Raw genomic sequence first — 14,635 nt, forward strand, 5'->3', positions numbered from 1 at the left:
TTTTTTTACCTATATATCTCGAATTCGAGATAATAACGATTAAGGGAGCGATTTAGATGAATGAATTAAAAGGAATCCACCACGTAACGGCCATCACGAGCAGTGCCGAGAAAAATTATGAGTTCTTCACAAACGTCTTAGGGATGCGTTTGGTCAAAAAAACTGTTAACCAGGACGATATTCAGACCTATCATTTATTCTTCGCTGATGATAAAGGTTCAGCCGGTACCGATATGACGTTCTTTGACTTCCCGGGCATTCCAAAAGGAACACACGGAACAAATGAAATCTTTAAAACCGCTTTCCGCGTGCCGACGGACGAAGCGCTCCACTACTGGATCAAACGATTCGATAAATACGACGTGAAGCATCGCGGCATTAAAGAACAGTTCGGTAAGAAGACCCTCTCGTTCGTCGATTTCGATGACCAGCAGTACATGCTGATTTCAGACGAGCATAACGAAGGCATTACCTCCGGAACTCCGTGGCAAAACGGTCCTGTTCCATTAGAATTCGCCATCACCGGTTTAGGTCCAATCCACATCCGGATTGCCGAATTTGACCGGTTAAAAGAAGTGTTGGAAAAAGCGATGCTGATGCGAGAAATTGATCAAGCAGGATCACTGCATTTGTTTGAAATGGGTCAAGGCGGAAACGGCGCGCAAGTCATCGTCGAACATAACCTCCTTCTTCCAAGTGGACAGCAAGGATTCGGTACCGTTCACCATGTTGCGTTCCGGGTCGAAGATACGGCCGCTTTAAATGAATGGATCAGCTGGATGCAAAACTTACGATTTAACACATCCGGCTACGTGGATCGTTTCTTCTTCGAATCATTGTATGCACGTGTCGCCCAAGGCATTCTGTTCGAATGGGCAACAGATGGTCCCGGTTTCATGGGAGATGAGCCGTACGAAACAGTCGGAGAAAAATTATCGTTACCACCGTTCCTCGAATCGCAACGTCAACAGATTGAACAAATGGTCCGTCCGATTGATACCGTCCGAAGCTCGCGGACGATTGAAAAAGAATACCTATAAAACGGAGGAATTCACTTGAGTCTATTCAGTAAATTATTTGGTTCAAAGGAAACACCACAACAAGAGGAGGAAACGAACATGACAAAGTTAAACATTGGGATTATCTTAGGATCAACACGTGAAGGCCGCTTAAGCCCACAGGTCGGGAACTGGGTCAAAGAACTGGCGGACAAACGTGGAGACGCCAACTATACGATCATTGACATCGCCGACTACAAATTGCCGCTGCTCGGTGAAAAAGACGGCGATGCATCCGGTGCAGCTGCCTGGTCTGAAGCAATCGCCGCTCAGGATGGATTTGTGTTCATCACACAGGAATACAACCACTCGATTGCCGCTTCCTTAAAAAATGCCCTCGATTATCTCCGTGTCGAGTGGAACAACAAAGCAGCAGGTATCGTCTCGTACGGTTCGGTCGGCGGCGCACGCGCAGCAGAACACTTACGCGGTATTTTAGGCGAATTGTTGATCGCAGACGTCCGGGTTCACCCTGCCCTTTCCTTATTCACTGATTTTGAGAATGGAGCCGTGTTAAAAGCAGCACCGGTTCAAGCAGATTCAGTTAATCAAATGCTCGATCAAGTCATCCCTTGGGCTGGCGCTTTAAAAACAATTCGTTGATTATTCAATCGCGTTTAATGATGTTGAAGAATGTTTGAATAGAGACAAAAAATGAGAGAGCTCCTTCATGGCGGAGTTCTCTCATTTTTCATTTATTGTCTTCCGTCCACGTATCGACATACGAAACCACGTACTCTTTTTTCGTTCGACTGTACTTCGTTTCGAAGTAATAGAGGACATTCTCTTTCTGATTCAAAACGGAATACGAATACGTCTTGTACGCCTTTGGAAAAACAGGCTGTTTTTTACCGGCTTGCTTTCCGACTTTTGAATAGTCGATATACGCGACTCTCTCATGTTTCCCGATTCCTGTTCCCGTCAGCACGTCATCCAACTGTTTTTTCGTCATCCCTTTTTTAATCTTTTGATCGTTATAGACACGTTTGGAATTGACAGCAGATGAGTCAAACCAATGTTTTTCGACGAGTTTTAACTGCTTACTGTGTTCTTTTGATTTAAATACGAGCAACATGCGGACGGTTTGGAACGTCACTTCATCCGGATTGTCCGATTCACTCGATACCTTTGCATCTGGGTACAGATAGAACTCATACTTCAAATATTTCAGCTTTCCGCTTTTATCGTATGTGTTGGAATCGTTCAATTCACCACTGCACAAAAGATTAACTTTTACCTCATCTTCCGGGCGGTCACACAGGTGTTTTTTGTAGTTCTTGCCATACATGACTTTCGCAACACTGGTCATCGAGGCATTCATTTTCAGCTTTTTAAAGGTGTCATGTTGTGTTTCCTTTTTCGTTTTCGCCACGGCTTCGTTTGACGGAAAACCTGTCAACATCAGACCTAATGAGACGGACAAAACAACCAGTGACTTGATGACGTTTTTCATTTTAACAACCTCCTTCAACACTGTTAATCAACCGAAAGTAAATCATTGAACTGAACGATGTTGCTGCCCTTTTTCGCATAGTATTCAATCATCTCCGGAAGTTTCTTTTTATTGTAACTTGTGATGCCGTCCGTAATCACCGTCACGTCGTAATCCAGTTTACGTAAGTTAAAGCAAGTCGATTTGACACAAGCCGTCGCGTCTCCACCGGTCAGATAAAAGTCGGTGATGTCGTTTTGCTCAATGAATGCTGCGAACGCTTCACTTGTTAAAGCATTCCCCTTATATTTTGTGAATACATGATTTGAAACGATGTTCAAATCAGGTGCTAACTCGGCACCACGCGTCCCGGTTTTAAACGTTCTGGTTCCGGCCGATAAATTCTCGTGCCGGATGTAGACCACATGCATATCCTGTTCAACTGCCCAATCGATTGCCTGATTGATTGTACCGATGACTTCTTTGTAGTTTTTTGTCATGTCGTTTTGAATATCAATGACGACTAAGGCTTTCTTTTGCATGTAAACTCCTCCTGAATTAATGAACGAATTTTTAGTTTTGATGATGTTTTGCTTCCGATTCGGATCGGATAACGTACACTTGAGGTAAGAAGCAAATTCAAGGAGGCATGCCCCGTGAAAGAAAAATACTACTTTGACGTCTTTCCTGAACTGACGAGCGAACGGCTCTTCTTAAGAGAAATCCGGTTAAGCGAAGCGAACCACATGATTGAAATTACGGTCTACGATGGTCACCAGGCACAGAACAGCCGGGATGTCATCCGGATTTTGAGTCAGATTGCCCTCGATTACCTGAATGGAGACGGCATTACGTGGGGACTGTATTTAAAATCGACCGGTGAATTTATCGGGAACTGCTGTTTTTGCAGAGGCTATCAAAATAACATCGCTGAGATTGGGTATGTACTAAAACCGGACTTTCGGGGTTACGGCTATATGACAGAAGCCGTTAAAACAGTTACCCGGTTCGGACTGCAGGACATGAAGGTCACACAGGTTTGCGCCTATGCCGAGCTTGAAAATCACGCCTCACAATCTGTGCTTCTAAAAGCCGGATTCGTAAAGAGTACGCATGACGAAGACACGTATAAGTTCATTTCTCCCTGACTCCGCTTGTGAAAGCAAACACCTCGCAACCTTCTGATTCATTTCCAATCAAAAGGTTGCATTTTGGTATGTCTACTTTTTTAAAAACGTTCACTCCGGCTTCCGCCAATTACTTCGCCTTAAAGTTATAGAGCGGCTTGATGACTTTGAGTAACTCGACCGTATCCATTGTGTTCCGGATGATTTCTTCCATCGGCTTGTAGACGAACGGTGACTCATCACGCGTCGATTCGACGACCGAGCTCGACCAGACGTCCTGCATCGCCGCTTCAAACGCTTTCAGATCAACGGATTTAAACGCCTTCGAACGGGACATGATCCGTCCTGCCCCATGTGGTGCCGAATAGTTCCAGTCCGGATTTCCTTTTCCTTTGACGATCAGTGAACCGTCGCGCATGTTCATCGGAATGATGGCGACTTCACCGGCTTGCGCCGAAATCGCACCTTTCCGGAGAATCATCTGCTCGAGATCGATGTAGTTATGGATCGTATCGAACTGTTCCATGACCGACCAGCCCATCGCTTCAACAATGACGTCGGTCATCGCTTGACGGTTCAGCGCCGAGTAGCGTTGGGCGATTTTTAAGTCATGCAGGTAGTTGTCCATATCGGAACCGGACACGTACGCCAAATCTTTATTCGTTTCATTGAACTGACTCTTCAACTCGACCAGAGTCGATTGGATGTCTTGTTCACGTCCCTGTTCTTTCAGCGATGCGACGACCGACGCCGTATCGACGGTGAATTGTGAGCTTTCCGCCAGCTTTTGATAATGTTCGGCAATCGTTTTTCCGAGGTTCCGGCTGCCGGAATGAATCACGAGGTAGAGATTGTCTTCCTCGTCTGTATTCAATTCGATGAAATGATTGCCGCCGCCTAACGTACCAATCGACAATCGGGCCCGCGTTTCGTTGAACGGTGCCAACACTTGATCAAACGGAATCTGTTCCGCCAACCGGTGCGGCTGATTGCGGACGGACATGCCGCTCGGAACCAGTGCCTGAATCGCAGCATCCAACTTCTCATAATCGACACCAGCTGTTCCTTCACGGTTGATTTGTGTACATAACATCCCGCAGCCGATGTCGACACCGACGAGATTCGGAACCACCTTATCGTGAATCCGCATCGTCGTGCCGATGACCGAGCCCTTGCCAGCGTGACAATCGGGCATGATGCGGACATTGCCGTCGACAGCAATGTTTTCATTCAGCATCCCTGTCACCTGTTCAATCGTCATGTCATCGACGTTGTGGGTAAAAATCTTCGCTTCGCCGTATTTTCCGTGAATCGTCTTCATTTCATCCTCCCCCTTACCTTCCTGCCTGTCTCTTGTTCAAGTATCCTATAAAATCCCTTTTTTAACAATTCGTTCTTACTCGTGGACAATCGAGACCCATTGTTGGGTCAGCGCCGATTGACCGTCTTCCGTCAACCAGACAAGAGCCGTCGTACTCGTCGCGTCCGGTAACCTTTCCCGCACCAGTCCCGTCATGTCGAGCTCGCGGAGCGTACTTTCCGGTAGCAGTGTCACCGCTTGTCCACTGCGGACAAGTCCAATCAAGGTCAAGACGTCGGAACAGGTTTCCTGCGAGACGACCCCGAACTGCTGGCTGAGCGTCTGAAAGACACCAAGTCCTTCCTGACTCGGAATGATGACGTCGGCATCCGGAAAATCAGGATGATGGATCTGATAAAACGGTTCTTCTTCCATCCACTCGATCGTGACACCTTGTGCCTCAATCGGCAGCCGGACGAGTGCCACGTCGATCGCATGATCCTTCAAACGATCAATCAAGGCAGCGGACTCGCCCTGATGAATTTGCAACGTGATCCGGGGATGGCGTCGTTTCATCTCTTGTACCCATCCCGTCAATCGACCGGCGGACAACGTATTGACGCCGATCCGTAAGATGCCGGTCCGTCCTTCCTTGATGTCACTGACTTCAATCCGGGTTTCCGCTTCATACCGCAACAACGAGACGGCGCGTTCATACAGCCGCTCACCGCTGGCCGTGATCCGGATACCGCGTCCCGCCCGTTCAATCAGCCGTACACCAAGCAACTCTTCCATCTTTCGAATTTGTTGGGTCAAAGCAGGTTGTGCCATCCGCAGTCGTTCCGCCGCCCGTGTGACGGATTGCTCTTCGACGACCGCGCAAAAATACCGATATTGGCGTAAATCCATATTCATCATCTCTTTCATATGTTTTCAGTAATAAATATGTATGAATCATAACATCAATCATATGATACGATGCTGAAATCAGCGATTTTTAAAGGAGACGATTTTTGTGAAACGTACGACGTCCACGGTCCAGTGGATTATTTTCTTATTAGCCAATACGATTGCCTTGCCAATCGTCGTCGCGAGCCTGTTTGATCTCTCGAGTGTCGAGACGGCCGCACTTGTCCAACGCTCCTTCTTTGTCGGAGGGATTGCCTGTTTTCTCCATGGATTGTTTGGTCACCGTTTACCAATCGTGTCCGGTCCTGCCGGCTCATGGGTCAGCATCTTTGTCGTCATCGCCGCATTGCCGGTCGATTCAAAGACGGCCTTCACGATTGCGATGGCCGCTGTCGTCATTGCCGGCGTCGTCTTGATTTTCCTCGGGTTGACGGGATGGACCCGCTTTTTATTACCGGTCTTTACGCCGCTCGTCAGCGGAACGTTTTTGCTTTTATTATGTATTCAACTGACCGGCGTCATGCTTGGTGCCGTTCTCGCCGTCGAAGCAACACGTCTTGCCGGCATTCTGACATTCCTGCTTGTCCTCGGACTCAGTCAATTTGGTCCGACCCGCCTCCGTCCGTTCGCTTTGATGATTGGCATTGTCGTCGGCTGGTTGGTCAGCCGTCCGTCGTTACCGGAAGCGTCCGGTGTCTTCGCCGTTCCGACCGCCTTACCGTTCGGAATGCCGCAATTTGACGGCAGTGCTTTTCTGGTCGCGATTCCGTTTGCGATTCTTTTGATCGTCAACTTGATTGCCGCGTTAAGCGCCGTCGAAGCGACGATTCAGAAAAAAGGGGCCTTGAATCAGGGGTTGACGGTCGAAGGGATCATTCACTTGATAGCGGCGACGTTCTCGACGCTCGTTCCGGTCCCCTTGCCGATCACCAGTGGTTTCATCGCCCAGACGGGAAGTAAGGAACGCCGTCCGTTTTTGATTGCCTCACTTGTCATCGCCTTGGTCGGGTTTTTCCCGAGTATCATCGGCATCATCGCGACGTTACCGCGCAGTGTCGCCAGTGCCGCTCTGCTCGCAACGTTACCGCATATGTTCCTGATTGCCTGGCAGTCCGCTGAAAGCAGCATGACGACCAGCCGTCGCAAACATGCCTTTGCGATTTGTGCAGTAATCGGGATCAGCATTCTGTTGCAATCGACGGTTCTGGCGGAAATCCTGCCGCTGACGTTACGTCCGTTCTTCAGTAACGGCTTATTAATTGGGACGATGCTTGTGCTCGGGTTTGAAGTCATCGAACGGTTCCGTTCACGACGTGAAGCTAAATCAGAACGACTTGCCAGTTAATCTTTATGTTAAAGTAAAATCCCCACTTTCTCGCAAAACGCGACAGAGTGGGGATTTTGTGTTTGAAATCATATGAAAGCCGTTCATTAAACTCGTATTCTTCCCATGTCTCGCCTGAGTAAAGCACGGAAAAAGAAGACGAGTTTCACTTCACTTCACTTCACTTCACTTCACTTCACTTCACTTAACTTCACCGTACCTCACGCCACCATCTGCGTGTCTCACTGGCAACAGTGACACTTTCGCCGATCATCGGTGTCACGACCGACACCTCATGTTTTACGGCTTCTTTCAGCAAACGTTCGACCGGTTCGTACCACGGATGAAACGCCAGCGTAAACGCCGACCAGTGGACCGGAATCAGCACGTCCCCTCTGACATCGAGATGCGCAGCGAGTGTCTGTTCCGGCAACATGTGTGAACTCGACCACCGGGTATCGTATTGACCACATTCCATGATGGTTACATCAAACGGACCATACTGTTCCCCGATCGCCTTGAAGTGTGGACCGTAGCCACTGTCTCCGCTGAAGAAGACTTTCTTCGATCCCTCAATTACCCATGACGCCCAAAGCGTCGAAAATTGATCAAGACCATTTCGCCCCGAGTAGTGCCGGGCTGGTGTTGCCGTCAAACGAAGACCGTTCGTCTCGACCGATTCGTGCCAATCGAGTTCCGTAATCCGGTCCGGATCTACCCCCCAGCCTTTTAGGCGGCTTGCCACACCAAGCGGGACGATGAATCGACCGACCCGGTCTTTTAACGCCAAAATCGAATGATAATCCAAGTGATCGTAATGATCATGCGAATAGATGACCAGATCGATCGGCGGCAACGCATCGAGATCGACCGGTGCCGTCGTCTGAAAACGCCCGCCCCCGAGTTTCGGGAACGGTGACGGCGCACGACCGAGCATCGGATCAAAGAAAATCGTCTGTTGATCGAGTTCAAGCAGGAACGCCGAATGTCCGAACCAGGTCACGCGCGGCTCAGTTCCGTCCGTCCGTCGTTCAAACGGTACGACCGGTAACGGCTTGACCGGTTTTAACGATGGTAATTCCCGACCGTAATCTTTTAAAATACTTTTCATTGTCTCCCATTCCATCTTCAGTTGGAACGGTAATTCATTTTGAAACTTTCCGTTCGAAAACTGACGCGAACGCGTATACTGCTGTTGATCTGCTTTTGACGGCCGGCGACCGAATAACGGATAACGGGTCATGAAGACCGCTCCAAGGACGCCGAGTCCGGCTAATGCTGCTACTGTTTTTTTCATTTCTCTTCACCTCTTTGATACGTCCAGTATAGCATCGGTGATTTTTAAAGCGGTAATGAACAAACTTCACTTTCCCTAAAAAAAGACGTAAAACTGAGTATCTCAGCTTTACGTCTAGGATTTAGTCTAAATCGTCCGCTTTCCATTTCGAACGGTCGCTTTTATCGTGATCGGATTCATGCTCCGACTCATAATCGTTGACGCCCGGATTTTCAACTTTTCCATCATGCCGGTGCCCTTCTTCGTGCAGGTGGTCGCGTGAGTGATCATGATTATGTCCATGGTCATGATCGTCATGTCGGTCTTTTGCGAACAGCGCGATTCCGCCCCGCTCGACTTCTTGATAATGTTGTTCTGCCTCTTGATCGGAATGCCCCACCCGCTTCAATGTTTCACGTAGTGGCGGTTCGTGACTGAATTTTGATTTGATCTGGTCGATCCATGACGCACCGGATGCCTCATCCGCCGCTTCGTCCCGTCCAACCACTGAAAAATCGGAGTCCTTGTGACCTTGCTCTTTTAACGCTTGCATTTTCTGATGTAAGCTCGACTCATCATGAAAAATCCCGATAAATTTCTTTGCCATCGTCAACACCATTCCTCTCAAAGAGATATGAATTTACAGACTCCACTTTTTACCCTTATTTTGTCATCTCAAAACGAAAAAAAGACGTGTCTTCCGCTGAATCGGAAAAACACGTCCCACTTCAATTAATCTTTGAGTAACTGTGGTGAATCAACAAGCGTGATGACACCGTCATTTTTCTGAACGAATCGTTCGTAAACGAAATCGTTGGCAAACAACAGAACCGGATTTTCCCAACGGTCGTAGACAAGAACAGTCCGTGAATCCGTCAATTTCTTGACTTCACTGATTTCCGTTACCTTGACCCACTTCGCGACTTGGAAGTTCGCCGCATCTTTTAAGATGTCAACGCCGTACTCTCCTTTAAGGCGGTGTTCGAAGACTTCAAACTGAAGTTGTCCGATCGCGCCGAGGATGATCTCGTTGTATTCCGTCTTGTAGACCTGAATCGCTCCTTCTTGCGCGAGCTGTTCGACACCTTTTTGAAACTGTTTTGATTTCAGTGCGTTTTTCGTAAAGACTTTGAGGAACAATTCCGGTGCAAACGTCGGCAATGCTTCGTACTGAAGACTCGGATCACCGTTCGTGATCGTGTCGCCGATTTGATAGTTGCCGGAATCATACAGACCGATGACATCTCCCGCAAACGCTTCGTTGACCGTTTCCCGCTCGTCTGCCATGAACTGCGTCGATTGGGATAACTTCATTTTTTTGCCGGTCCGCGTCAGGACGACTTCCATACCGCGGTCGAATTTCCCGGTACAGATCCGCACGAAGGCAATCCGGTCGCGGTGATTCGGGTTCATGTTCGCTTGAATCTTGAAGACAAAGCCGCTGAAGAATTCTTGTGCCGGCTCGATTTGTCCTTTGTTCGACTCACGTGGTGTCGGCGACGGTGATAAGTTGAGGTAATGCTCAAGCAACGGTGTAATTCCGAAGTCGACCAGGGCAGAACCGAAGAAGACCGGTGTCAATTCACCTTTCGCAATCAACTCTTCGTCATACGCATTTCCCGCTCCGTCGAGCAGATCGACTTCATCCACCAATGTATCGTACATCTCGTTGTTGATCGTTGACGCCAGCTGATCGTTCGCGAGTCCTTCTTCGCCGAGATCAATCGTCAGACGGTCGTTCTTGAAGCAATGGAACTTCTCGTTGACGCGGTCATAGACGCCTTCAAACTGTTGACCTGATCCGGCCGGCCATGTGACAGCGACTGATGGAATGCCGAGGACTTCCTCGAGTTCTTCCATCAATTCGAGTGGATCACGCGCTTGGCGGTCCATCTTGTTGATGAACGTAAAGATCGGAATCCCGCGCATCCGACAGACTTGGAATAGTTTTTTCGTTTGCGACTCGATCCCTTTTGCGGCATCGATGACCATGATCGCCGAGTCGACGGCTGTCAGGATCCGGTACGTATCTTCCCCGAAATCGGAGTGACCCGGTGTATCCATGATTGAGACGATTTTTTTGTCATACTCAAATTGCATGACGGATGATGTAACGGAGATTCCCCGTTGTTTTTCGATCTCCATCCAGTCGGATTTCGCAAATTTCGAGTTTTTCCGCGCTTTGACCGATCCAGCTTCACGAATCGCGCCACCGTGGAGTAAGAATTTTTCAGTTAATGTCGTTTTCCCGGCATCCGGGTGGGAAATAATTCCGAAGATCCGGCGTTTCTCGACTTCGGTTTGGAGTAATTTTGTCATGTAGGGTAATTCCTTTCACCTATATATTAAAAATCTTCTTCAAAAGTGGTTACCTCGCTCATTTTCGCAACTAGTCTATCATACCGAATTTTCGCAGTCTCGTCCATTTCACTTTGTTGACTTAATTTTCAGATTTCAGGTTGACAACTCCGCTCGATCTTCTATACGATGACGAGGAAGTTACTATGACAAGAAGGAGGAGACGTACAATGTCACAATCATTTAATCAGCAACCATCGATTTACGTATTGGCTACAACTGTACGTCACCCAATCGTTTAATTTTTAATTAAGCAGGGTGTACGTATGCGTATACGTACATGCTGCCCTCTTATATCAGGACGGGTATGCCCATATTTGTGCGTATCCGTCTTTTTTATGGTCTAAAAACGGAAGTATAAGGGGTTTTGTTTATGTTTACTGCATTAAAACAGCTTGACCGCAACATCTGGATCCGGTTCGTCGGGGAAACGATTACCGGAGTCATGATGTTCATGATTGCACCATTTCTTGTTTTGTATTATTCCGAACAACTCGATTCGTACTTTTTGGTTGGTCTCATCATGGCGACCGGACCGATCACTTCATTGTTCGGTTCCTTCCTCGGCGGGTATCTCGCCGACTTGTATGGCCGTAAACCGCTCATGGTCATCTCGATTGTCGGCGATGTCGTCGCCTTGATCGGTTTCTCGTTCGCCGATTCGTTTTGGCCGTTATTGTTAATGAATGCCTTACTCGGTCTGACGAACTCCTTGTTCCACCCGGCTGCCAGTGCGATGGTCGCCGATGTCACACCGCCGGAACGACTCAACGAATCGTTTGGGCTCCTGCGGATGGGGCATAATGTCGGGGCTGCTTTTGGTCCGCTGATCGGAAGTGCCGTTTTGTTCGTCGATCGAACGTTGATTTTCTACGCTGCGGCCGCTGTCTTTTTCGTGTATGCACTCGTCTTGTTGATCTTCATCCAAGAAACAAAACCGGATCAGATCGAACATACCGGTGACGAACCGAAGTTATCCGCCTTCACCGTCCTGCGCAAAGACAATGTCTTCTTAATTTTCATCGCAGCCGGTGTCTTCATCTCAATGGGCTTTGCCCTCGTCGAAAGCATGTTGCCGGTTTTCCTGAAAGAAGCCTTGCCCGGTCTGCCGAACGACAAAAACCCATTCCCGTACTTGATGGGCTTAAACGGGATCATGGTCGTCTTGTTCCAGTTCCCGATCGCCGCCCGCTTGTCCGGAAAAGCATTCGGAAAGGTCATGTTGCTCGGAGCCTGTATTTTTGGAATCGGCATGATTTTACTCGCCTTCATTCCGTCGTATCTTTTCTCACTCGGAACGGAGTATCTGGTGCTCGTGACGGTGTTACTGGTCATCTACGCCCTCTATACCCTCGGTGAGATGATCATGTCCCCGGTTCAAATGACGTTCATCGCCTTGATTGCACCGGAACACTTGCGCGGAACCTATAACGGTGCTGCCAGCATCCAGTGGTTGATCGGTGGTGTCACGGCGCCGCTTCTCGGATCCCTGTTCCTTGATTCCGGAAACGGACAATATGCGCTCGCCGGTGTCGGGGTCGCCTGTTGTTTGTCCGGTCTTGTTTACCTGGCACTCGACCGGTCAATCCGGCGGGCAAAACGGTTATCGCAATCCGCTTGATCGTGCGGGATTCATATCAGATAAACCCCCGGATCAGACACTTGTTGTAAGTGTCGGTCCGGGGGTTTTGTATGTACAGAATGAAGATCACGCTTCCTGCTTCGCGTGTGTCATATCGCCTTCAAGCAGAACCACGTCTCCCTGATCCGTTGACTCGACAATCGTCAGACTGGTCCCGTGAATGAAGGAAGACGTCCACAAGTGCTCCATGGCAGTCCCTTTGAAATGAGATAACAGCACTTTAATCGCAATACCGTGTGTGACAATTAAAACCGTTTCTTCTCGATGTTTCACTTGTATCGCTTTTAAAAATTCAAGGAGACGATTCTTTAACACATCAAAACTCTCCCCCGTCTTTGAAACGTACAGGTGAGGTGTCTCCCAAAACGCCGTATAGGCTTCCAGGTCATTCTGTTTTAAGAAATCATGTGTCTTGCCTTCCCACTCGCCCATGTGAATTTCTTTTAACCGGGCATCGGTCTGAATCGGTGTCGTCCGTCCGTCACAAATCAATTGCGCCGTCTGAAATGCACGTTCACTCGGACTCGAGTAGACGGCTTGAAACGGGATGTCTTGCAAGTGTTGCCCTAATTTTTCGGCATAACGTTGCCCTTTTGCAGTTAACGGAGAGTTTTTCCACCCTTGCAATCTGTTTTCGATATTCCATTCCGTCTCACCGTGACGAGTCAAATAAATCATCGGCATCCATTGTCCCTCTTTTCCTCATGCGTGAAATATCCATTATTTTACCATTAAGGATACGTTCACGACAAACAGGACTTCTGCGTTCTTCTGAAGTCATCTCACCATTTGAGTTCCGTCAAGAAGGCAAGATCCCGTCTGCGACGAATGGACTAAATATGACCGGTAACGGTTCCAACGTCCGTTGTACTTCGGTAATGAACCGGCTGGATCCACTCGCAAAGGTAATCGGGTCGCCGATCGAGATTAGCTCCAAGAACTGTTCGAGTTGCTCGTCCCATTCCTCTGTCTGCATGCTGTGAAAAATTAATCCCTGCTTCGTCAGAACGTTCAACGTCATCATTAGTTTTTTAGAAGACGGTTTTTGATTTCGCACGTGAAGAATCGTCGTTTTCCGCCCACTCGTCAGCGCATAGCGGGCTTCATCCAGAATAGCTCCCAAATGATGATTTTCCGCAACCAATAAGACGTCAAGACGTGCCCAGTTCCCTTGCGTTTTATATTTATAAAAATGACGGCACGTCTCGACGAGTTGATGATGGACGGTCTCCCAGGCAACTATGACAGGGTCCGATTCCTCTAACTCGAGCTCCGTTCGAATGGCTGCAAGCAGTTCTTCACTGACGATCTCGGGATACGTCATCAGAAAGGATTTCGTCTGATTGATTTCATTTAATAAAATCAATTTAAACAGTTCGCTGGATTCGTTTTGATCCGTCACATGTTTTAATAGTTGTGTAAGTCGTAAAATCCGCAGCTCCACACTTTGTGCTGAAATCGTTCGACTTTTAAATTCTTCCAAGATCACGCTATACTTATCTTCCAATTGTTTATAAAAACGGCTTGCAATCCGTAATCCCTTTTGTTCCATCTCTGGCCCAACCGTCTGCAACAGGTGTAACGCTTGATCAAAATGCATGATATGACCTACCTTCCCACGTTAATTATGGCAAAATCTTATTCTAAATTCAATCTATAAAATGCATCTTTGATTTGGCACATTTAAACTTGTACTTCCATAAATAGTTCTCTAGGATTGTTGTTAAGTAGGTGATAAAAATGCGCATGACACGTTATACGGACTATGCAATCAGATCCCTGTTGTTTGCAGGGGCACACTCTGATCGGCTCGTCCGAATTCAGGAAGTAGCGGATTGTTACGACATCTCAAAAAATCATCTGATGAAAGTCGTCTATCGTTTAGGACAAAGTGGTTTGATCCATTCTGTTCGTGGTCGCGGTGGTGGATTTCGCTTAGCGAGTCCCCCGGATGAAATTTATATCGGTGACGTTGTGCAGCTATTCGAACCAACGATTCATTTTTTAGATCCACTTGAAGGTGCAGCAGAGCTGCCCTCGCTTGACCCCGCACGTGAAGCTTTTGATGACGCAATTGCCGCGTTTCATCAAGTCCTGAATAGCTACACGATTAGCGATTTACTTCATCCAACAAACGCAACACACCGACAGATCCTTGAAATGATTCCGAACCGCGATTAATCGTGGGCGGAATCATTTTTTTGTTCCT

15 protein-coding genes are annotated in these 14,635 nt (G+C 48.0%); 6 read left to right on the plus strand and 9 right to left on the minus strand.

What is annotated here, in order from left to right; genetic code table 11:
• Positions 1–56 precede the first annotated feature (56 nt).
• Positions 57–1,040, plus strand: a complete 984-nt coding sequence (locus ACHA8N_RS07555) for a ring-cleaving dioxygenase (protein ID WP_393965326.1) — start codon at positions 57–59, stop codon at positions 1,038–1,040.
• A 78-nt stretch (positions 1,041–1,118) separates the two neighbouring features.
• Positions 1,119–1,661, plus strand: a complete 543-nt coding sequence (locus tag ACHA8N_RS07560; protein WP_028106618.1) for an NADPH-dependent FMN reductase — start codon at positions 1,119–1,121, stop codon at positions 1,659–1,661.
• An 88-nt stretch (positions 1,662–1,749) separates the two neighbouring features.
• On the opposite strand, the gene ACHA8N_RS07565 is transcribed toward ACHA8N_RS07560, so the two are convergent.
• Positions 1,750–2,511, minus strand: coding sequence for a hypothetical protein (locus ACHA8N_RS07565; RefSeq protein ID WP_393965327.1), 762 nt, complete (start codon positions 2,509–2,511; stop codon positions 1,750–1,752).
• Positions 2,512–2,534: 23 nt separating this feature from the next.
• Entirely contained in the window at positions 2,535–3,032 is a 498-nt protein-coding gene (locus tag ACHA8N_RS07570; protein WP_393965328.1) for a cysteine hydrolase family protein, read from the minus strand.
• Between the two features lie 114 nt (positions 3,033–3,146).
• Here ACHA8N_RS07570 and ACHA8N_RS07575 point away from each other — a divergent pair, with 114 nt between their 5' ends.
• On the plus strand, positions 3,147–3,638 hold the full coding sequence (locus ACHA8N_RS07575) for a GNAT family N-acetyltransferase (RefSeq protein ID WP_393965329.1): 492 nt from the start codon (positions 3,147–3,149) through the stop codon (positions 3,636–3,638).
• 109 nt (positions 3,639–3,747) lie between these two features.
• On the opposite strand, the gene ACHA8N_RS07580 is transcribed toward ACHA8N_RS07575, so the two are convergent.
• The gene (locus ACHA8N_RS07580) at positions 3,748–4,938 is read right to left on the minus strand and encodes an RtcB family protein (RefSeq protein WP_393965330.1); all 1,191 of its coding nucleotides are present in this window, start codon (positions 4,936–4,938) and stop codon (positions 3,748–3,750) included.
• Positions 4,939–5,013: 75 nt separating this feature from the next.
• On the minus strand, positions 5,014–5,826 hold the full coding sequence (locus ACHA8N_RS07585; protein ID WP_012370021.1) for a LysR family transcriptional regulator: 813 nt from the start codon (positions 5,824–5,826) through the stop codon (positions 5,014–5,016).
• 106 nt (positions 5,827–5,932) lie between these two features.
• On the opposite strand from ACHA8N_RS07585, the gene ACHA8N_RS07590 reads away from it, so the two are divergent.
• Entirely contained in the window at positions 5,933–7,171 is a 1,239-nt protein-coding gene (locus tag ACHA8N_RS07590; protein WP_393965331.1) for a purine/pyrimidine permease, read from the plus strand.
• Between the two features lie 190 nt (positions 7,172–7,361).
• Here the strand turns inward: ACHA8N_RS07590 and ACHA8N_RS07595 are convergent, their stop codons facing one another.
• The 3 genes from ACHA8N_RS07595 to ACHA8N_RS07605 form a co-directional block, all read right to left on the minus strand.
• On the minus strand, positions 7,362–8,447 hold the full coding sequence (locus tag ACHA8N_RS07595) for an MBL fold metallo-hydrolase (protein ID WP_393965332.1): 1,086 nt from the start codon (positions 8,445–8,447) through the stop codon (positions 7,362–7,364).
• Between the two features lie 121 nt (positions 8,448–8,568).
• A complete protein-coding gene (locus ACHA8N_RS07600) occupies positions 8,569–9,033 on the minus strand; it encodes a hypothetical protein (protein ID WP_393965333.1) in 465 nt (154 codons plus the stop codon).
• Positions 9,034–9,158: 125 nt separating this feature from the next.
• Positions 9,159–10,745 carry a peptide chain release factor 3 gene (locus tag ACHA8N_RS07605; protein WP_026833367.1) on the minus strand — a complete coding sequence of 529 codons (1,587 nt, stop codon included), beginning with the start codon at positions 10,743–10,745 and terminating at the stop codon, positions 9,159–9,161.
• A 412-nt stretch (positions 10,746–11,157) separates the two neighbouring features.
• Here ACHA8N_RS07605 and ACHA8N_RS07610 point away from each other — a divergent pair, with 412 nt between their 5' ends.
• On the plus strand, positions 11,158–12,405 hold the full coding sequence (locus ACHA8N_RS07610) for an MDR family MFS transporter (protein WP_026833368.1): 1,248 nt from the start codon (positions 11,158–11,160) through the stop codon (positions 12,403–12,405).
• A gap of 87 nt (positions 12,406–12,492) precedes the next feature.
• On the opposite strand, the gene ACHA8N_RS07615 is transcribed toward ACHA8N_RS07610, so the two are convergent.
• Complete coding sequence (locus tag ACHA8N_RS07615) at positions 12,493–13,110, minus strand: histidine phosphatase family protein (protein WP_393965334.1); 618 nt, start codon at positions 13,108–13,110, stop codon at positions 12,493–12,495.
• A gap of 115 nt (positions 13,111–13,225) precedes the next feature.
• Positions 13,226–14,026: a globin family protein gene (locus ACHA8N_RS07620; protein ID WP_393965335.1), complete on the minus strand. Its 801-nt coding sequence runs from the start codon at positions 14,024–14,026 to the stop codon at positions 13,226–13,228.
• Positions 14,027–14,166: 140 nt separating this feature from the next.
• On the opposite strand from ACHA8N_RS07620, the gene ACHA8N_RS07625 reads away from it, so the two are divergent.
• Positions 14,167–14,607 (plus strand): RrF2 family transcriptional regulator, encoded by a 441-nt coding sequence (locus ACHA8N_RS07625; protein WP_147512443.1) that lies wholly within the window; start codon positions 14,167–14,169, stop codon positions 14,605–14,607.
• Positions 14,608–14,635: the final 28 nt, after the last annotated feature.

The organism is Exiguobacterium sp. S22-S28, assembly GCF_043359615.1.
GTDB lineage: Bacteria > Bacillota > Bacilli > Exiguobacteriales > Exiguobacteriaceae > Exiguobacterium_A.